Source organism: Paraburkholderia metrosideri (genome assembly GCF_904848625.1).
GTDB classification, from domain to species: Bacteria; Pseudomonadota; Gammaproteobacteria; order Burkholderiales; family Burkholderiaceae; genus Paraburkholderia; species Paraburkholderia metrosideri.
In genome coordinates, this window is sequence record NZ_CAJHCP010000002.1 from 576,607 (window position 1) to 595,578 (window position 18,972).

The following is an 18,972-nucleotide window of genomic DNA, read 5'->3' on the forward strand; positions in this document are numbered from 1 at the left end:
TCAGATCACGCGGGGGACTCATGCGTCCGCTCAGGCGGTATGCAGTTCGCTGAGACGGCATAAGAGAATGCCGTAGCCCGACAGATGGCCGAGGTACACGCTGGTGAATACATTGGTGACGGGAAGATCCTGGATCAGATGACTCAACTCTTCCATCTGCAACGGCGGCGCCGGCAGCGGTGGACGTTCCACCCGCAGGTCCGCCGTCTCGGCCAGTTGCCGGTGCGCCGCCACGAGCCTGGCGAGCCGCGCGAGGAAGGCTTCGCGCCATGGCGCATCGAGCGCGGCGAACTGGTCGTGGAAGGTGTCCATGGTTTCGAGGAAATTGACCAGCGAATCGAAGGTCTCCTGGTAGCACGCAAACAGCGGCCCCCGCACCCGGTTGCGCTTGAGGTGGGGCGATACCCATGCCTGCTCGATATCGGTCTTCAGCAGCGTATGCGCCTGCTTGAGATTGGTGCTGAGCACACGCAATCTGCCGGTGGCCGGTTTGATCTGCGCGCGTTCGAGCTCGCCCGCAGCGAGTTGCGCCAGCGTCCCGGTCGCCTCGTCGTTGCCGTCATTGACCAGCGTGTTGGCCCAGAAGCCGTGATCGGGCGGGAACACAACCTGCTGGATGATAAAGCCGAGCAACATGCCCAGCACGACACCGATCAGCCGCTGTTCGAGCAGTGACACGTGCTCGCCTGTGTAGAGCACGAGCGTCATCGGCACGGTAACGCTGGTCATCTGGAACACCGAGGGCCGCAAACCGACGATCGCGAAGATCACGAACGGCAGCAGCAGCGCGCCGAGCCAGAGATGCGGCGCGGTGGCCCAGATCAGCAGCGTGCCCAGCGGCATCGCCACGACATTGGACAACACCCGCTTGTGGAAATAGCTTCGAGCCGCCGAAATCGAGCTCCCCAGCGCGAGCGTCAGCATTGCCGATCCGGCGAGCGACACGGCGGCTTCGGGAAACCCGAGCAACGACGGAATGGCAAAACCGATCCACAGACCCAGCGCGAGCTTCGTGTATTTCGCCGGTTCGGAAAGAGAAAAGCGCGCAAGTGCGCGGCGAAACGGCGTGAGGGGTTTGTGGTGGTAGACGTTCGACATGGTTATAGGCAGACGCTGACTTCGGGGCCAGACGCGATTGCAGGCCGGCGTGGTGCTTCCGCCACGCGCGCACTAGTGCGGAAATCCTGAACAGTACAGGTTCCGCGGACGATTCGCGAGGGGCCACGGCGTTTAAAGCGGCGTGAGGGAGAGCGCGTGCGGGCGCGCGGCAAAGGTCGCGGTAGCGGACGGGCAGGCGCTGCGGCGGCAAATTTTGCTGCGTCCCATGGCAAAAGAGCCAGCCCCCGTCGGCTCTCAAAGCCTGTCGCGTTACGTCGCATTTTTTACCGGTTTTCGCCAATATCGACCGGCGTCGCGCCGGAGCGTTTAAAGCAGTGCAAAGTCCGTGTTGTCGGCAGTCAGTATGCGAGTTACATTCTTTTAGCAACGCTGCATCGACCGTGCGAATCGTGTGATGAAAGTCTGATGGGCCGTCAGACGGCTGTATTCCGGAGCGTATTGCGATGTTTAACGACAACCATTTGCCGCAATCCGAGGGGAACGGTGCTCACGCCGAACCGCCGGCCGAGGGTCCGCGTGACGCAAGCGCTTACGCGCCGCGCGTCAGTCGTCTGGCGTTATGTGTGACGGCGGCCAGCGCGCTCGCGTTGGGCGTGGTCGGAACCGTCGCCTATGGGGTGTGGTTCAACCACGATCAGCAAGCGTATGTCGAGGCCATCGCGAATGCGCGGCAGTCGCTCGGTATGCGGGCCGGCGTGAGCGGTTTGCCGGCCAGCCAGGTTGTTTCGGCTGAAGCGGCAACTTCCACCGTGCCTGGCAGCGCGTCAACGACCGACTCAGAGCGCGCGTCGTCCAATAGCGACCCGACTCAACAGGTCGAGCAACAGGAAGAGGGCAACAAGCAGGCAGTCTGGTCAGGGCAGGTTGCGCCAGCCTGGGCCACGGCCAATCCGCCAGCCGGTCTGGCGGTCGCCAGACTCGCTGCACCTGGCGCGACATCCGCTAGCCCGGCGACCTCCGGCGCACCCGCCTCAAACGCGGCTTCGCTTCATTCGAGCCGGCATGCTACCGGCTCATCGGATTCCACCGCGCCGCAGTCCGCTGCCAGCCGCAGCGTGAAAGACACGCGGGCTCAGCAGGAACGTCGCATCGCGGCGGCAAACGCACGGCAGAGTGCGCGACAGAATGCCCGCCATCCGCCTAATCTGTTCGCGCGAATGGGGCAATTCTTCCGGCGCGTCAGCTATCGGCAGCACGGTGGCGGAAACCAGCAACAACAAGATCTCTACTCCCATCCGTGAGCGCGCTCGCCCGTTCCGCAGCGCGAATCGCGTCACCGCCCCGGCGATGCGTTTCCGGCCCAGCCCCGCGACGGTAGCCGTCGCCTCGCTGTTGTGTCTGCTGGTCGGCCTCGTGTATCTGGCGATGCAGATCAGAACGGTCTTTTCCGATCAGTTGAAGCAGGAATATGCGGGCCTCGTTCTTGAAACGGTCGAACGTGCGGAAAGTGCGCGCGATCAGGTTCGTGTCTGGCAGCAACTCCCCGTCGATCATCCCGCTGACGCATCAGGCTACCGGACTGCGCGCGCGGAACTGGCGCGCCGTCTTGCGTCGCTGGACGCGCTGATGAATGCGAGTCCGTCCGCCGTACCGCAGGTCATGTCGTCCGCGTTGTCCGCCGACGCGAATCTCACCGACACGGATAACCTGCTCAGCAATGCATCGTCTTACTGGCGCGCGCAGCGCGACGCCAATAGCGCCGACGTGCGCGTGCGGACCATCCATATTGCACGCACGCTGATCGCGCTGGCGGCATTACTGTTCTGCATGCTGGTGACGGCGGTCGGCATGTACGCGAAACGCAACCGGCTGCTCGCCGGCCAATCGTTCGAATTCGAGCGTGCGTCGCTGCATGATCCGATGACCGGCTTGCCGAATCGCCGCAAGCTGCTGGCCGCACTCGAAGAGGCCGCCGCGACGCCGGCACACCAGGCGTCGATTCAAAAAATCGCGGTGCTGTATATCGATCTGGATGGGTTCAAGCAGGTCAACGATTCGCTCGGGCACCGGGCCGGCGACGAATTTCTGATCGCGGTGTCCGTGCGTTTTCGCGAGTCGGTCCGTAAGGCGGACGTGGTCGCGCGAATTGGCGGCGACGAATTCGCGGTGCTGATCCGCACGTTCTCGACCGAAGAGGAACTCGCCGACATTGCCCGCCGGCTAATTGCGTGCGTGGCTAACACCGATGCGCAGATGGGTATCGGTCATGTGCGCGCGAGCATTGGCATTGCGAGTTTTCCCGATCTGGTCGACGACTATCGCCGCCTCGTCGCTGCCGCCGACGACGCGATGTATCACGTCAAACGCAGCGGCAAGAATGGCTATGCATTCGTGACCGCAGCGGGGCGCTCCGCAGTGTCATGACGCAGAGGCCGAGGAGGCTGCCGAGGAGGGCGGCGTTGCCGCGCGACCGGCGCAGGCGTCGATGATCTGCTGACGCCGTTCGTCTTCGGCGCCTTTCCATTCGCGAATTTCGTCGCGCGTACGCAGACAGCCGATGCAGAAACCCGATGTGCCGTCGATTTTGCAGATGTCGATGCACGGTGATTGAATTGCCATGTTCAGATAATCGCTTCTGTGGGATGGACTTCGACAGCTACGTGCGAGAGTCCGTTGAATCGCTTGAAAACTTTTGAGTCGCGCATGATAACAGCGCCCGGCCTGACGCCGGCACATACGCGTTGCCGTGTTTCGTGTTAAAAAACCGAAGCTCGCCGACCTGACATGCAGTTAGCCGGAAGGGCACATGCAGGTCGCATTCACAGGCAACGGAAGGGGTCATGTTCAGATATTCGTCGACGCGCGCCGCTGGGCGCATAAGCGGGTTCGCGTGGGTCGTGACCGTCGCGGCAGCCATGTTGACCGCCTGCGCACCCATGCCCCCGGCTGCGGGCGACGCGCACACTGCGAGTCCACTTGCGGCGCAACCGTCGCAGAGCACGACGCACTCCGCCGATGGGCCGTTGCCGGTCCCCGTCAACCTCATTGCACTCACGCAGCCTGCGGGCCAGCGGCGCCTGATGTCGTCGGCGTACAACCAGTCGTACTGGCCGCTGTCGCAGTACTTCGAAACGCAGCGCAATGAAGCGTATTGTTCGGTGGCGACCTCGGTGATGGCGTTGAATGCGCTGGGCATTCGTCGCCCCGAGTCGAGCCTTTATCCGGACTTTCCGTTCTTCTCGCAGCAGGACTTCTTTCGCGCGATCGACCCGCAAGTCGCCAACGCCGCGAAGGTATCCAGAGAGGGCATGACGCTCGATCAACTCAGCGCGGCGCTGGGTACGTTCCCTGTCGATGTCAAAAAATTCCACGCAAGCGATCTGACGCTCGATCAATTCCGCAATCTGGTGCGTGACACGACCGCCCGTCATGACCGCTTTGCGTTGCTCAATTTCAGGCGCGTGGAGATTGGCGAAACCGGCGGTGGCCATTGGTCACCGCTTGCCGCTTACGACACCGCGAGCGACAGCGCGTTACTGCTCGATGTCGCGAGGTACAAGTATCCCGCCGTGTGGGTGCCGGTCGCGCAGCTGTATGCAGCGGCGCAAGCGGTCGATAGCGTAAGCGGATTGTCGCGAGGGCTGGTGATCGTCAGCAACGCTGCGAATTGATGTGACGGGTCCGGCCGACGACTCGTGAATGTCGTCGGCGTTCGTCGGCATTACGGTCAGTAGCGAAACGTCAGGCGCTTCGCGCCATCTCTCCCGCGCCAGGACCAAAGCTGTCCTCGGCACGACGCGTCCCACGCGTTCCCGTCGAAGCAGCCGCCTGCCGCGCACGAACCGGCGTCTTGCGAACACGTGCATCGCGCAGTGCCGGACGCGCATCGACCAGATCCGCATACAGCGCGAGATAGTTCGAGGTCGACGTATTCCAGCCCGAATCACGGCTCATTGCGTTGCGTTGCAACGCGTGCCACGCCGACGGTTGCGCGAATGCCGCCAGCGCGCGCCCGAGCGCATGCGTGACGTCGTCCGTCGTTTCGCCGTCGAACAGGAAGCCGGTCGCACAATCTTCGCCGCGGCCATCGGCGGTGGAATAGTCGAGGATCGTATCCGCCAGACCGCCCACCCGCGAGGCCACGGGAATCGTGCCATAGCGCATCGCATACAACTGCGTCAGTCCGCAGGGCTCGAAGCGGCTGCCATGCAGCAGAATATCGGCGCCGGCATGCAGCCTGTGCGCGCGGGTCTCGTCGTAACCAATCTGTACGCCAACGCGCCCCGGCCATGCCGCGGCCTGTTCGTGCAATGCGTGTTCGAGATGGCGTTCACCCTGACCCAGAATGGCGAATTGCAAACGCGGGTGCTGTTCAAGCAGCGAGGGCAGCGCACGCACGACGACGTCCGCGAGTTTCTGCTCCGTCAGACGGCTGCCGATCGCCACCAGCGGCGCGAACGGATCGCGCGTCAAGCCGAAGGCCTGCTGCAATTCCCGCTTGCAGGCCTGCTTGCCGGCGGTGTCGTCAACGGAAAAGGGGCGGGCGATGAATTCGTCGGTGGCCGGATTCCAGCTTGCCATATCAATGCCGTTGACAATGCCGGACAGCTTATCGGCCTGCGCCTGCAGCACACCCTCCATGCCATGGCCGAAGTGCGGCGTCAGGATCTCGCGCGAATAGCGCTCGCTGACGGTCGTCACCCGATCCGCGTGGACGATGCCGGCCTTCATCATGCTCAGCAGCCCGTAAAATTCGATGCTGCGCTCGTCGGACAGCGCGGGCGCCAGCAGTTCGGGCGGCACGCCGATCCAGCCGCCCATCGCCAGCGGATGGTTGCCCTGGAACGCGAGATTGTGAATCGTGAATACGCTTTTTGCGGCGACACCCGCCAGGCGCATGTACAGCGGCGTGAGGCCTGCATGCCAATCGTGCGCGTGCACGATGTCGGGGCGCTTCACGTTGCGCACGCCGCGCGCGATCCTGACAGCGGCCGCCGACAGCGATGCGAAGCGGGTGAGGTTGTCCAGATAATCACGCCCTTGCGGATCGCGATACAGGCCTTCACGGGCAAACAGGTGATCCATCTGCAATAGCAGCACGGGCACGCCGGTGTCGGGCATCAGCCCGCGCAGCAGCTTCGCATCGCCGCCGGGCAGGCCAGTCATGCGAGCCACGTGAGTGACGTCGACGGCGCTGTCGAGCGCGGACGGATAAGCGGGCATCAGGATCGAGACATCGACGCCGGCATCGCGCAAGGCGGCGGCATAGGCACTGACCATGTCGCCGAGGCCGCCGGATTTGGCGAGCGGCAAGGCTTCCGAAGCGACAAGAAGAACGTTGAGCGACAAAGTGGCCCCCAAGGACGGGATTTTTTTGCACTTGCACAGTGCGACGGATTCGCTAGCGCAAAGAAACAGCAAAGGGTGTGCCTGCATTAGAGTTTTTATTCTGGTGCACGGGGCGGGTTTGTGTTGCGGTGCGGCGCGCGGAAAAGCGGGCTTAAAACACCTGGTCGGACCCAGGCGTTTTTTCATTCGTGTGTAGATTTGACTGTGGAATGCGAGAGAGTTTTAGCTCGCCACGGAAAGCGGGGTGAACACGAGCCATGTGTCGATGCGCAACGCGGGTCGGTGCGCACCAAATGAAAAAGGGGCCGTCGCCTGAAGCGAACAGCCCCTTGGGGCGTCAGGTGACGCGCAACACAGTTAATGCACCGGTGCGTGCGTCTGCTCCACCGGATGCGGTTGCGTCACCGCGCTCACCACCACGAACACGATCACATTCACGGCCAACGCGAGAAAGCCGATATTGACGTCCTTCAACGTATCGGGCAGGAACGGCATGAGTTGCCCGACACTCAGTTTCATCGAGGTCGTGAGCGCCACGACTGCGACACCGGCGAGGATGCCGCAGAACGCGCCTTGTTTCGTCGCACGGTTATGCGGAAACAGGCTGCAGATCACAGCCGGGAAAAGCTGCGTGACGAAGCTGTAGCCCATCAGCAGCAACGCGACGATGGTTTCGCCGCCGTGCAGCGTGAAGCCGACTGCGACGAGCGCCACCACCGGCACCAGCAGCCGCGCGAGCAGTGCGACGCTGGCGTCGGTCGCGCTGCGGTTCACCATGCCGCGATAGACGTCGTTGGCGAGCAGCGTCGACGCGGAGGTCAGGATCATCGAGCCGGGCACCAGCGCGGTCAGAATGCCGGCGGCACCGATGACGCCGACGAACCACGGGTCGAACGTCTGCAACGACAGGCGGAACAGCGACAGGTCGATGTCGCCGCCCTTCAGCCCCGGCACCCGCAGCGTGGCCGCAAAGCCGACGAAGAACACGAACAGCAGGATCAACTGATACAGCGGCAGCACCATCGCGTTGCGGCGGAAAATGCGTTCGTCCTTCGCGGTGAAGATCGAGCCGAACGTATGCGGCCACATGAAGAAGCCGAGCGCCGTCAGCAGCACGGTGGACTGGAACCACATCACGCTCGAACCGCGTGCCGGGAAGGTCAGAAAGTCGGGGCGGGCGGTATTGATGGCGCGGAACATCTCGCCGATGCCGCCGTAATAGTGCATGGGCAGATAAATGCCGAGGAACAGCACGATTGCCAGAATCAGCAGATCCTTCACCACCGAATTCCACGCAGAACCGCGCACGCCGGAGACGATCACGTAGGCGGTCACCACACACGCGCCGATCCAGACGGCCGCCGTCGACGAAATCGCACCATACGAAGCGGTGGCGACGATAATGCCGAGCCCTTTCAGTTGCAGCACCAGGTACGGGATCAGCGCCGCCACGCCGACCAGCGCGACCAGCGTGCCCAGCGCGGGGCTTTCATATTTGCGCGTGAAGAAATGCGGCTGCGACACCAGCCGGTGCTGTTTCGCATAACGCCAGATGGGCGGCAGCATCCAGTACGACAGGATGTAGGCGAGCGTGCCGTAAGCGAGAATGTAATAGACCGGCGCGCCTTTGCCATAAGCGAAGCCACTGCCGCCGAGGAACGTGAAGGTCGTGTAGATTTCACCTGCCATCAGCAGGAACACGAACGCGGTGCCGAAGCTGCGGCCGCCCACGCTCCACTGTTCGAGGCTCATGTCGTGACCGCGCCTCGCGCGCACGCCGAGGTACAGCGCAAACAGGGTGACGGCCGCGATGATGACGAGTGCGCTCATGGTCGGACCTCCTCGGCGTCGACGGCAAGCTCGCGATTGGTCGGGTCCAGACGGTAGACGATCGCCATGATGACCGAACTCAGTACCACCCACATGACGATCCAGGCCAGCACGAACGGCATGCCGAGCACCAGCGGCTCGACGCGATTGACAAACGGGACGCCAAGCAGAATGCCGATGAAAGGCAGTGCGGCAAGGACACGAAGCAACATGGGGCAACTCCTCGAACCAGTGAGTCAGTCTTGTTGAAAGTGCGGCTTCGCTGAGCACTTTATTCCGGATACTTCGGTTCCGTAAAGTCAGCCAAAAAAGTGTAGGCTTTCTGAAAGTTGCAGGTGCATCTTTCTGCGCCGCGTTGTTGCACCGCAAGGCGGCGCGCGGGGCGCAGCGGGCCACAATGTGTACGTCGAGGTCCGGCTTTTTGCGACTTTGGCTGGCGCGGCGCGATATCATCTGGCCACGCAGCGCGAGCATTGCCCGGATTGCGTCAAGCGGTCTGGTTCATCAACATGGCGTGGCGTCCCGGGTGCATGGGCAGACCCAGCGAAACACCTGGACCGTCGCTCGACACGGAAAACGCATATGGTCGCAAGTCTGATCGCGGACATTCTGTTTGGCTTTACCGGGTTGATCAGCATCATCAACCCTATTGGCATCGCTTTCGTCTTCCTCGATCGAACTGCGTCGCTGACTACCGAGGAGCGCAGCGCGCTTGCCCGGCAAATCGCGATCAACGCAATGATCGTCTTGCTGGTGGCGTTTTTTATCGGCACGCCCATTCTGCATTTCTTCGGCATTTCAATGGAAGCACTGCGCATAGGCGGCGGGCTGGCGGTGGCGGTCGGCGGCTGGCAGATGCTGAACGCGCCCGATACGCAGCCCATCGATCAGTCGAACGTCAAGCGCGTCGATGCGGAAAGCGCGCGCTCCAAGGCGTTCTTCCCGTTCACCATTCCACTGACCACCGGGCCTGGGTCGATTGCCACTGCGGTGGCGCTGACGGCGAACCGCACACACAAGCTCTCGGAGTTCGTCACGTCGAGTATTGCATCGGTGGTGATCTCAATGCTGGTGGCGGTCTCGGTCTACCTGGTCTATAGCCGCGCGGCGGTTTTCGCCAAATACCTCGGCGTCGAAGGAACCAAGGTAGCGATGCGCGTATCCTCTTTTCTGCTGTTGTGTATCGGCGTGCAGATTATCCTGACCGGCGTGTCCGAATTCCTGATCCCCATCGCGACGATGCCACCGGCGCTCAAATAGCCGGCGCGGCACGCCCTCTCTATGCTCTATGTGAAAGTAAGTAAGGAGACGCATCATGTGCCGCTGGCTAGCTTATACCGGCAACCCGATTCAGCTCGAAACCGTGCTGTTCAATGCCAAACATTCGCTGATCGATCAGAGCCTGCATTCGCGGCTCGGCCATACCACCACGAACGGCGATGGGTTCGGCATCGGCTGGTACGGCCATCCGACCGACATTCCGTTCCGCTACCGCTGCATTCAGCCGGCCTGGAGCGACCGCAATCTGCGTGAAGCCGCGCGGGCGATCCGCGCGCCGCTGTTCGTCGCGCATATCCGTGCGGCAACCGATACACCGTCGCAGGAAACCAACTGTCATCCGTTCCGCCACGGGCGCTGGCTGTTTGCGCACAACGGGCTGGTGCGCAACTATCCCGCGGTGCGGCGCGATCTGATGGTCGCGATTAACCCCGATCTGTTCCCCTCCATTGAAGGGTCAACCGACTCCGAAGTACTGTTTCTTCTCGCGCTGACCTTTGGCCTGGAATTGGCGCCGGTCACCGCCCTCGAACGGATGGTGGCGTTCGTCGAGGAAACCGGGCGCAAGCATGGTGTAGACGAGCCGCTGAACATGACCGTGTGCGCGACCGACGGCGAACAGATCGTTGCCGTGCGTTATTCGAGCGAAGGGCAGTCGCGCTCGCTGTTTCATAGCACGTCGTTTCGTCATCTGAACGAGTTGTATCCTGACGATCCGCGCATTGTGGCGGCGGGCGAGAATGCGTTTCTGGTGCTGTCGGAGCCGCTCGCCGATTTGCCGGGCTTCTGGGAAGAGATTCCGGAATGCACGGTGGTGGTCGCGCGCGGCGGTGAAATCGAGCGATATCCGTTCAGGCCGCAAAGCGCTTAATGGGCATAACGGGCATGTGCAAAGTACCGCTATATCTTGTTGGAACTAACGAGTCAGCAGCATCGAACTCAATACCGAGAACACCGTGGACGGTAATTCGGCGAGGCGGCTGACCACTACGTTATGCGGATAGAAGTCCTCGACCGCATCGGTCAGCACGCCGATTCCGACCAGTTCGATGCCGCGTTTGCCGATTGCCGCCACGCGCTCGCGCAGGTCGTGGCGCAGGACTTGCGGATCGCCGTCGCCGGTGGAAGGGTAGCCGTCGGACAACACCATCAGGATGCGGCGCTCCGCCTGATGATCGGCGAGCCGCGTCGCGGCCCAGGCAAGTGCTTCCCCATCGGGATTCTCGTGACCGCAGTCGATCTGCGCGATCCCGCTCAGATCGGGCGCGCCGAAACGTTTATAGATTGTCAGATCGAGCCGCTCGACAAAGCGGTTATAGCGGCGTAGATCCGCGCCACCGGCAAGCTGGCGTTCATACAGTTGTTTCATCGGCGCCGATTCAACCGAACAGTAGCCGAGCACTTCGCAATCGAACGATAACTGGGTGAGTGCATCGCACAATGCGGTTGCGCACAGGCGTGCGAGTTCGATCTTGCGGCCGGCCATCGAACCACTGCGGTCGATCAGAAGCGTCACCGCAACATCGCGTCCCTTGGCGGCACGCTGCGTGCGAAACGGCGTGCGGTAACCCGGCGAGGTGACGAGCCGGGCCAGCGCGGTGCGGTCGATCTCGCCGCGTTCCTGCTCACGACGCCAGCGGATGCGCTCATCGGCGCTCAGCGCGCGTTCGAGTTTCTGTTTGAGCGGCGCGGTGTCCGCGCGGGCTTCGGCTCGCAACGCTCGCCATGTGGCGCTGTCGCCCTGGCCGGTGAGGTCCGTCACGACGTCGAATTCGGTAGCGAGCGGAATGGACAGCCGCGCGCGCGTGGAGCCCGTCGGGATCGAACCGGCTTCACCCGCGGAGGGCGACGACGGCGCTTGCGCGTCGGCAAGCGTCTGCCCCATGCCGACTGCGTTGTCCGCCTGCGCGCCGCCGCTGCGATCGGACGGCGGCGCGGCGGCACTGGCCTGATCGGGCAATGGGGTGTCGTCGTCGTTAAAGAGCGACAGCGACGCCGCCGTTTCGGTGTCGATATCTTCAACGGGATCGGCGGTGAAACTCATGCTATTCACGTTGCCCGCCGACAACGCCCGCACGCGTGCCACCAGCGCCCGCGCCGTCGCGATGCTCTGTGCGGTCGAGCGACTATTGCGTGCGTCACTCAGCAGATCCTGCGACGCCTGCAACGCGGCCAGCAGCGAATGGATCGCTTCGGTACGGCTCGGCGCTTCGTCCCACAGCGTGCGCTCGACCAGCCAGATCAGACGGTCACGCCAATGCAGCGTCGGCCAGCGCGCCTGCACGCGTTTCGCCGCATGCTCGCGCAGTCTGCCGATAAACCAGCGCGCGCCCGGATACTCGTCGAGCAGTTGCCCGCACACACGACGGTCGTCGATCACCTGTGCGAGGGTCGCCGCGATGCCCGAAGGGAGCGCGTCGAGTTCGGCAAGCGCCGCATGCCTGGCGCGCGCGACCAGCAGGTCCAGATAGCCGATCAGCACATCGCGTTCGACGCCGTCGGCCAGTTCGTTATCGGGAATCACAATACGGCCGGGTTCGACACGCGGGCCATCCGGACTGAATACGACGGTCACGCCGTATTGTCCCGTGAGTACGCGAGCGATCTTGCTGAGCGCCGATTCGAACGCGAAGCCTCGTGTGTCACGCGTGTCGCGTATGTTGCGCCTGTCGCGCCTGTCGCGTGCCTCGTGCGTGGCCGGCATCTTCGCAGTCACTCTGAGCCCGCAGGCGCAATGTGGTGGCGAATGATGCCGCGAATCAACGCCGCATCTTCGGGACTGACTTTGGCATAAATGGCGGGCCCGGCGGCACGTTCGGGGTCGCCGCTGCGCATCATCAATTCGGCCCAGTCGAGCAGACGGCGGGTCGAAAACGCGCTCGACAGATCCTCGCGGGCGAAGGCCGCGCGGCAGTCGGCGGCGATGGCGGCGAGCGTCGTGGCCAGCGGACGCGTCATATTCGGCGCTAGCGTTCGCAGCAACACGTCGGCTTCTTCGGCGGGCGTCAGATAGTCGAGCAGATACACACGCCAGCGGTCCAGAAACGCGTCGTTCATCAGATTGGCGCCCTGATAAAGATGCCGGAACTGGCTCATTGCACCCACCGCATTGGCCGTCGCGAAGAGCCTGAACGACGGATGCGGCGCCACGATCTCGTTGCCTTTCTCTTTCAGCACGAGGCGTCCATGCGGTTCGAGCACGGCAGTGAGCGCGGCGAGAATGGACGGTTCGGCGAAATCGATTTCATCGACGATCAGCCAGAGGCCTTCGCGCATCGCGGTAGGCAGTACGCCGTCGACCCATAACGTCTCCCCACCCTTGACGGTCCAGAAGCCGACAAAATCGCCGACCGTGGTCTGGCCGTTCATGTTCGAACGCAAGACACCGTGACGGGAGCGGGCCGCGACCTGTTCGATCAGACTGGTTTTGCCCGCACCGGTGTGCCCGATCAACATCACGCGGCGGTTCTCGACAATATCTTCGACGATGTCGTTAAAGCGCGGCGAGAACAGATACGCCGGATTGACGCGCGGCACGAGCGGGCCATCTTCGCCGCACGGCACATCGAGAAAGCCGATTCGTACTATTCCGTGATGAGCTTCGGTCTGCTTCTGCTCATGCTTCCGCTTCGCCGCTGAAGCCTGCGCCGCGACCCGCTGCAACTCTGGCATGAATGCGATGCGACCCGCTGCTGCGTCCGGTTCGCTTTCAAGATTGTCAGCGTCGATGGCGAAACCTTCGCGACGCCATTTCTTCAACTTCGCGCGCAGATTTTCCGCATCGACCACGAGATCGATATCAACCGATCCACGTCCGCTGGCGGTGTCGATACCGTGCTCAAGGCGATAGTTTTCCGGGCGGTCCGCCACCGTCACGCGCCACCATTCCGCGCCATTCTCTGTCGCCCGTTGATAAAGGCCAAGGTTCTCGTCTTCGGTCAATTCGGGCGCGGTCATGGCAGCAACGTGAGTCGTCAAAAGAGTGAGTGGCATGCAACGGCAATTCGATTTGGCTGATGCCAAATGACCGACTATCTTATCTTCAGTAGCATCCCTTCTTCTCCAGCATGTCTGTCGAGGCACGCGGATTGCGTCCCGCCGTTTCGTTGTCGAGCGTACTGCCCGCAAAAGTTTATTGCGCCAAACGGATAGGTTATCAAACATGTATCCCCTATAGTTCGACCGCCTGGCGTGTGTAGTTTTACAACATTGCGACTGCGAACGGGATGGCAATACGGCTCCGGGCTGGACGGATACAAGGTCAATTCCGGCATGAATCAGGCGTCATTCAATACGAAAATTCAGCATGTGTTCGACTCGTCGACGGTGTTGGCGCGGCCGGTTTCGATGCGTTCCGCCAGCCTTCGGTTTGCAGTCTGCGGCATGAATTCGTGTTGAGCGCGTCAGGTAGTCTGGTTTCATCAGCAGTCTGCTTTGCCTCACATTGCGACAGAAAAACTCCCGGCAAAACAATGCGACTATCTAAAAAATTAATGGCAACCCTGGCGGTGGCGAGTCCTTTGGCCTATGGTCAAACCAGCGTGAGCTTATATGGCCGGCTGGACGCAGGCGTGGAATACCTGAATCACATCAACGATGGTGCAGGCGGCAGTGCAAGCCGCTGGAGCGCGGAAGGCGGCGACTGGGGCACCAGTATGCTGGGCCTCAAAGGCAATGAAGATCTCGGCGGCGGTCTCAATGCAATCTTCAACCTCGAAACCGGTTTGCAGGTGATGAACGGCACCACCAGCGGCGGACGGCTCTGGTCACGGCGTGCCTTCGTCGGCTTGAAGAGCGAGCAATGGGGCACGTTGCAGGCTGGCCGTAATCTTTTTATCGACAGCGACGGTGTGTGGGAATTCGACCCGTTCGTGCAGCAGGCTTTCTCGTCGGCGTCGCTCGTACGGGGACGCAACTGGCAGCAAACCAGCAATAACGTTGAATACAAAAGCCCGGTGTTCTGGGGCTTCGACGTGCAGGGGCAGTACTCTTTCGGCAACCAGCCGGGATCGTTCAATAGCGGTGCGCCAGGCGAGTTCGGCCGTTCAAACGGCATCATGCTGAGCTATCACTCGCCGCTGTTCGACGCGCGCGGCATCTACGACGAACTGCGCGACAGCAATGGCCGCTTCAGCAATATCTTCCAGGCATCGCGCGAATACTTCGTCGCGGGGAAGGCGCATTTCGACTCGTGGATTATCCAGGGCGCTTATACGCATTACTCGGCGCCCGACTCGCCGGCGGGTGTCGCCGATACCGCCGATCACTACTGGCTCGGCGCCACCTATAACTTCCCGCAACGCTGGGCAGTGACGGCGGGCGGCTACTACATTCACGTCGGCGAAGGCGAAGGCGACGTCGCGCACGATCCGGCCGGCCACGCGATGATGTACGTGCTCGGCACCACCTACAACATCACCAAGCGCACGTTCCTGTATGGCACGGTCGGTTACGTGCGCAATGGCAGCAATTCGAATTTCTCGCTCGAAGCATCGCCGCGCGATTCGACGAGCAATACGAGTCCGCTGGTTGGCGAATCGCAAACCGGCGCGTATGTCGGGATGTTGCATCAGTTCTGACGCATCGTGGCGCGCGGTACGGCTGGCAGCTGACGCCGCTAAACAGCGCAACACAGTAAAGCGGGCAGTGCAGGCCAGCAGCAACAACAGGATCACAAGTCATGCGTCGTTGCTGCTGTATTGCCTGTCTTCTCTACCCGCAGCAAGCATTGAAAAACGCCTCACAAGGGAATAAAAAAATTGACTCCACAAGACTCTCACGGCGAGTCCCCACTGGGGATGTCGTCAGGGACGCTCGCCACGACCGGTGAAGCGTCGTCCATCAGCCGCCGCCGCTGGCTGCAGGGCGCACTCGCACTGAGCGTGGCTGGCCTGACCGGCTCGCTCACGCTCAGAGCGCTCGCCGACGATGCGTCCGCGCCGCCGCTCGACGCGTTCATGACCTTGTCGCAATCGCTGACCGCGAAGAGCGGTCTCGATCGCGACGTCGGCACGCGCCTGCTGGCCGCCTTGCAGAAGTCCACGCCCGATCTTGCGCAGCAGTTGCCGAAGCTCGCCAGCGCGCTGGCCGCTGGTTCGACCGATGATGCGCAGCAGGCGCTGCTGTTGAAGATCATGGAAGCCTGGTATCTCGGCACGGTCGACAACGCCGTGATCACCTACGAACAGGCGCTGATGTACACCGTGGTCTCCGACACGCTCGTGATCCGCTCGTATTGCGCCAATCAGCCCGGCTACTGGGCCCAGAAACCCGTCGAGAGGCAAGACTAAATGGCCGACGCACAAAAAACCGAACAGGCCGATATCGTCGTAGTCGGATCGGGCGTCGCCGGTGCGATCGTCGCGCATCAGATGGCGCTTGCGGGCAAGTCCGTGATCCTGCTCGAAGCCGGGCCGCGTATGCCGCGCTGGGAAACAGTGGAGCGCTTTCGCAACCAGTTCGACAAGTCGGACAACTCCGCGCCGTATCCGTCCACTGCGTGGGCGCCGCATCCCGAATACGGTCCGGCCAATAACTATCTGATCCTGAAGGGCGAGCACAAATTCAACTCGCAGTACATTCGCGCAGTGGGCGGCACGACGTGGCACTGGGCGGCCTCCGCGTGGCGCTTCATGCCGAACGACTTCAAGATGAAGACCGTCTACGGCGTGGGCCGCGACTGGCCGATGGAGTATGAAGAACTCGAGGCGTACTATCAGCGCGCCGAAGAAGAGCTGGGCGTGTGGGGGCCGTCCGACGAACAGCTCGGTTCGCCGCGCAGCCAGCCTTATCCGATGGCGCCGCTGCCGCTTTCGTACAACGAGCAGGTGATCAAAAGCAAGCTCAACGCGTACGATTCGCACTTCAACGTCGTGACCGAGCCGGTCGCGCGCAACAGCCGTCCGTACGATGGCCGCCCGACCTGTTGCGGGAATAACAACTGCATGCCGATCTGCCCGATCGGTGCGATGTACAACGGCATCGTGCACGTCGAAAAAGCCGAAGCAGCGGGCGCAAAACTGATCGAAAACGCGGTCGTGTTCAAGCTCGAAGTCGGTCCTGACAAACGCATTACCGCTGCGTTGTACAAGGACCCGCAAGGCAACGAGCATCGCGTGGAAGCCAGGTACTTCGTGCTGGCCGCGAACGGCATCGAGACGCCGAAGATCATGCTGATGTCGACCAGTGCCGACTTCCCGCACGGCGTGGGCAATAGCTCCGACATGGTGGGCCGCAATCTGATGGATCACCCCGGCACCGGCGTCACGTTCTATGCGGACGAAAAACTGTGGCCTGGCCGTGGCCCACAGGAAATGACGTCATTGATCGGCTTTCGCGACGGCCCGTTCCGCGCGACGGAAGCCGCTAAAAAGATTCACCTGTCGAACATGTCGCGCATCGATACGGAAACGGCGAAGATTTTCAAGCAGGGCAAGCTGATCAAGCCAGCCGATCTGGACGCGCAGATTCGCGACCGCTCCGCGCGTTTCGTCGAGTTCGACTGCTTCCACGAGATTCTGCCGCAACCGGTCAACCGCATCGTGCCCAGCACGACGGAGAAAGACGCGATCGGTATTCCGCGTCCGGAGATCACTTATCAGATCGACGACTACGTGAAGCGGGGAGCCGTGCATACCCGCGAGGTCTATGCAACCGCAGCGCAGGTTCTCGGCGGCACCGAAATCGAGTATCAGGACGAATTCGCGCCGAACAATCACATCACCGGCGCGACGATCATGGGCAGCGATCCGCGCGACTCGGTGGTCGACAAGCATTGCCGTACGTTCGATCACCCGAACCTGTTCATCTCCAGCAGCGCAACCATGCCGACCGTGGGCACCGTCAACGTGACGCTGACCATCGCCGCGCTCGCGCTTCGTATGGCCGACCAGTTGAAGAAGGAGGTCTGACCATGCTGAAGATGAAGAAAACTCTCTATGGCGTGCTGGCCGCTGCGTTGGCGCTGCCTTCTTTGGCGCACGCGGATGCTTCTGTCAGCAGCAACGACACCGCATTGATCAAACGCGGCGAATACCTCGCCACAGCCGGTGACTGTATGGCCTGTCATACAGTCGCTGGAGGACGGCCATTTGCCGGTGGTTTGCCGCTGAAGGTGCCGATGCTCGGCACGATCTATTCGAGCAACATCACGCCGGATCCGCAAACGGGGATCGGCACATGGACGCTCGAAGAGTTCGATCGCGCGCTTCGTAAAGGCGTGTCGAAGGACGGCCACAATCTGTATCCGGCGATGCCGTACGTGTCGTACGCGAAGATCAGCGACGACGACGTGCGGGCACTATTCGCGTATTTCCGTTACGGCGTGGCGCCCGTGAAAGAGGCCACGCGTCAAAGCGATATTCCATGGCCGCTGAACATGCGCTGGCCGCTGAAAGCATGGAACGCGGTGTTCCTGAAGAGCGGGCCGTATCAGGACAAGTCGGGCCAGAGCGTGGAATGGAATCGCGGTGCGTATCTCGTGCAAGGTCTCGCGCATTGCAGCACGTGCCACACGCCGCGCGGCTTCGCGATGCAGGAGGTCGCGCTCGACGAAACCGGCGGCGGCTTCCTGAGCGGCTCGGTGCTGGCGGGCTGGGAAGGTTACAACATCACTTCGTCGGCGAATAGCGGGATCGGTACGTGGACCCCCGAGCAACTCAAGCAGTATCTGCAAACCGGCCACGTGCAAGGTCTGGGTGGCGCGGCGGGACCCATGGGCGAGGCGGTCGAGCATAGCTTCTCGAAGATGACCGACGCCGACGTTGCCGCGATCACCACCTACGTGCACACGGTGCCTGCGGTGGAAGACGGCAGCAAGCAGCCGCGCGGCTCGTGGGGCAAGCCGGCGACAGACGTGACGCGCCTGCGTGGCGTGGCGATGAGCGAGGGCACGATCGACCCTGCGCGGCTGTTCCTCGGCAATTGCGCGAGTTGTCACCAGGCACCCGGCAAGGGCACGCCGGATGGCTACTATCCGCCGCTGATGCACAACACGACAGTGGGCGCATCGAATCCGAATAACCTGATGCAGGTGATCTTGCATGGGGTGCATCGGACAACCTCGAATAGCGATGTCGGCATGCCGGGCTTTGCTGTGCAATTGAGCAATGACCAGATCGCTGCGCTGACGAATTACGTGACGACGCAGTTCGGCAATCCCGCGTCCTCGCGGGTGAGTGCGCAGGACGTCGCGAAGTTGCGGTGAAGTCGAGGTGATTTGACTGGAGCGGTCAGGGAGCGATATTCCTGACCGCTTTTTTTCTGCTTCTGACGGTTTAGCCCCGTTCGCCTCAGGGAGAACGCTGAGGCCGCAGCCGGATTCAATCTCGTCATTCTCCCGCCAGCATTACCACTGGGGGTTCCGCAACACGGCAGCGCAAAGCCGCCAGATCGCCCTGATTCAACCTCCATCCCCCGGTTTTCGTCCGCGAAACGCTAGCGCTGCGCGTGGAACGC

At 62.1% G+C, this 18,972-nt stretch carries 16 protein-coding genes; 9 read left to right on the forward strand and 7 right to left on the reverse strand.

Annotated elements, in window-relative coordinates; translation table 11 throughout:
• Positions 1-30: 30 nt before the first annotated feature.
• Positions 31-1,098, reverse strand: coding sequence for an aromatic acid exporter family protein (locus LMG28727_RS05380; RefSeq protein ID WP_201641258.1), 1,068 nt, complete (start codon positions 1,096-1,098; stop codon positions 31-33).
• A gap of 464 nt (positions 1,099-1,562) precedes the next feature.
• Between LMG28727_RS05380 and LMG28727_RS05385 the strand changes: the two genes are divergently transcribed.
• Both LMG28727_RS05385 and LMG28727_RS05390 read left to right on the forward strand, forming a co-directional pair.
• The gene (locus tag LMG28727_RS05385) at positions 1,563-2,360 is read left to right on the forward strand and encodes a RodZ family helix-turn-helix domain-containing protein (protein WP_201641259.1); all 798 of its coding nucleotides are present in this window, start codon (positions 1,563-1,565) and stop codon (positions 2,358-2,360) included.
• A complete protein-coding gene (locus LMG28727_RS05390; RefSeq protein WP_407945826.1) occupies positions 2,317-3,483 on the forward strand; it encodes a GGDEF domain-containing protein in 1,167 nt (388 codons plus the stop codon). Before LMG28727_RS05385 ends, LMG28727_RS05390 begins: the two co-directional genes overlap by 44 nt.
• Here LMG28727_RS05390 and LMG28727_RS05395 read toward each other — a convergent pair.
• On the reverse strand, positions 3,478-3,678 hold the full coding sequence (locus tag LMG28727_RS05395; protein ID WP_201641260.1) for a DUF1289 domain-containing protein: 201 nt from the start codon (positions 3,676-3,678) through the stop codon (positions 3,478-3,480). The genes LMG28727_RS05390 and LMG28727_RS05395 overlap by 6 nt on opposite strands.
• Positions 3,679-3,899: 221 nt before the next feature.
• Between LMG28727_RS05395 and LMG28727_RS05400 the strand changes: the two genes are divergently transcribed.
• A complete protein-coding gene (locus tag LMG28727_RS05400) occupies positions 3,900-4,730 on the forward strand; it encodes a phytochelatin synthase family protein (RefSeq protein WP_201641261.1) in 831 nt (276 codons plus the stop codon).
• A 70-nt stretch (positions 4,731-4,800) separates the two neighbouring features.
• On the opposite strand, the gene glgA is transcribed toward LMG28727_RS05400, so the two are convergent.
• From glgA to LMG28727_RS05415, 3 genes are all read right to left on the reverse strand, one after another.
• Positions 4,801-6,408, reverse strand: coding sequence for a glycogen synthase GlgA (glgA, locus tag LMG28727_RS05405; protein ID WP_201641262.1), 1,608 nt, complete (start codon positions 6,406-6,408; stop codon positions 4,801-4,803).
• A gap of 357 nt (positions 6,409-6,765) precedes the next feature.
• A complete protein-coding gene (locus tag LMG28727_RS05410) occupies positions 6,766-8,238 on the reverse strand; it encodes a sodium:solute symporter family protein (RefSeq protein WP_201641263.1) in 1,473 nt (490 codons plus the stop codon).
• Complete coding sequence (locus LMG28727_RS05415; protein ID WP_201641264.1) at positions 8,235-8,450, reverse strand: DUF3311 domain-containing protein; 216 nt, start codon at positions 8,448-8,450, stop codon at positions 8,235-8,237. The genes LMG28727_RS05410 and LMG28727_RS05415 overlap by 4 nt, the downstream gene beginning before the upstream one ends.
• A gap of 370 nt (positions 8,451-8,820) precedes the next feature.
• On the opposite strand from LMG28727_RS05415, the gene LMG28727_RS05420 reads away from it, so the two are divergent.
• A complete protein-coding gene (locus tag LMG28727_RS05420) occupies positions 8,821-9,498 on the forward strand; it encodes a MarC family protein (RefSeq protein WP_201641265.1) in 678 nt (225 codons plus the stop codon).
• A gap of 55 nt (positions 9,499-9,553) precedes the next feature.
• A complete protein-coding gene (locus LMG28727_RS05425) occupies positions 9,554-10,387 on the forward strand; it encodes a class II glutamine amidotransferase (RefSeq protein ID WP_201641266.1) in 834 nt (277 codons plus the stop codon).
• 45 nt (positions 10,388-10,432) lie between these two features.
• Here the strand turns inward: LMG28727_RS05425 and LMG28727_RS05430 are convergent, their stop codons facing one another.
• Together LMG28727_RS05430 and LMG28727_RS05435 are read right to left on the reverse strand one after the other, a co-directional pair.
• The gene (locus LMG28727_RS05430) at positions 10,433-12,220 is read right to left on the reverse strand and encodes a cobaltochelatase CobT-related protein (protein WP_201641377.1); all 1,788 of its coding nucleotides are present in this window, start codon (positions 12,218-12,220) and stop codon (positions 10,433-10,435) included.
• Positions 12,221-12,228: 8 nt separating this feature from the next.
• The gene (locus LMG28727_RS05435) at positions 12,229-13,473 is read right to left on the reverse strand and encodes an AAA family ATPase (protein WP_201641378.1); all 1,245 of its coding nucleotides are present in this window, start codon (positions 13,471-13,473) and stop codon (positions 12,229-12,231) included.
• A gap of 536 nt (positions 13,474-14,009) precedes the next feature.
• Here LMG28727_RS05435 and LMG28727_RS05440 point away from each other — a divergent pair.
• The 4 genes from LMG28727_RS05440 (at position 14,010) to LMG28727_RS05455 (ending at position 18,721) form a co-directional block, all read left to right on the forward strand.
• Positions 14,010-15,095 (forward strand): porin, encoded by a 1,086-nt coding sequence (locus tag LMG28727_RS05440; RefSeq protein WP_201641379.1) that lies wholly within the window; start codon positions 14,010-14,012, stop codon positions 15,093-15,095.
• A gap of 219 nt (positions 15,096-15,314) precedes the next feature.
• On the forward strand, positions 15,315-15,806 hold the full coding sequence (locus LMG28727_RS05445; RefSeq protein ID WP_201641267.1) for a sugar dehydrogenase complex small subunit: 492 nt from the start codon (positions 15,315-15,317) through the stop codon (positions 15,804-15,806).
• Complete coding sequence (locus LMG28727_RS05450; protein ID WP_201641268.1) at positions 15,807-17,426, forward strand: GMC family oxidoreductase; 1,620 nt, start codon at positions 15,807-15,809, stop codon at positions 17,424-17,426.
• Between the two features lie 2 nt (positions 17,427-17,428).
• Positions 17,429-18,721 carry a cytochrome c gene (locus LMG28727_RS05455; RefSeq protein WP_201641269.1) on the forward strand — a complete coding sequence of 431 codons (1,293 nt, stop codon included), beginning with the start codon at positions 17,429-17,431 and terminating at the stop codon, positions 18,719-18,721.
• Positions 18,722-18,972: the final 251 nt, after the last annotated feature.

Excerpts from the sequence above, each read along its gene's own strand:
- LMG28727_RS05380 (WP_201641258.1), bottom strand. The coding sequence starts at position 1,098 with ATGTCGAACGTCTACCACCACAAACCCCTCACGCCGTTTCGCCGCGCA.
- LMG28727_RS05385 (WP_201641259.1), top strand. The coding sequence starts at position 1,563 with ATGTTTAACGACAACCATTTGCCGCAATCCGAGGGGAACGGTGCTCAC.
- LMG28727_RS05395 (WP_201641260.1), bottom strand. The coding sequence starts at position 3,678 with ATGGCAATTCAATCACCGTGCATCGACATCTGCAAAATCGACGGCACA.
- LMG28727_RS05400 (WP_201641261.1), top strand. The coding sequence starts at position 3,900 with ATGTTCAGATATTCGTCGACGCGCGCCGCTGGGCGCATAAGCGGGTTC.
- LMG28727_RS05410 (WP_201641263.1), bottom strand. The coding sequence starts at position 8,238 with ATGAGCGCACTCGTCATCATCGCGGCCGTCACCCTGTTTGCGCTGTAC.
- LMG28727_RS05415 (WP_201641264.1), bottom strand. The coding sequence starts at position 8,450 with ATGTTGCTTCGTGTCCTTGCCGCACTGCCTTTCATCGGCATTCTGCTT.
- LMG28727_RS05420 (WP_201641265.1), top strand. The coding sequence starts at position 8,821 with ATGGTCGCAAGTCTGATCGCGGACATTCTGTTTGGCTTTACCGGGTTG.
- LMG28727_RS05425 (WP_201641266.1), top strand. The coding sequence starts at position 9,554 with ATGTGCCGCTGGCTAGCTTATACCGGCAACCCGATTCAGCTCGAAACC.
- LMG28727_RS05430 (WP_201641377.1), bottom strand. The coding sequence starts at position 12,220 with ATGCCGGCCACGCACGAGGCACGCGACAGGCGCGACAGGCGCAACATA.
- LMG28727_RS05435 (WP_201641378.1), bottom strand. The coding sequence starts at position 13,473 with ATGACCGCGCCCGAATTGACCGAAGACGAGAACCTTGGCCTTTATCAA.
- LMG28727_RS05440 (WP_201641379.1), top strand. The coding sequence starts at position 14,010 with ATGGCAACCCTGGCGGTGGCGAGTCCTTTGGCCTATGGTCAAACCAGC.
- LMG28727_RS05445 (WP_201641267.1), top strand. The coding sequence starts at position 15,315 with ATGTCGTCAGGGACGCTCGCCACGACCGGTGAAGCGTCGTCCATCAGC.
- LMG28727_RS05450 (WP_201641268.1), top strand. The coding sequence starts at position 15,807 with ATGGCCGACGCACAAAAAACCGAACAGGCCGATATCGTCGTAGTCGGA.
- LMG28727_RS05455 (WP_201641269.1), top strand. The coding sequence starts at position 17,429 with ATGCTGAAGATGAAGAAAACTCTCTATGGCGTGCTGGCCGCTGCGTTG.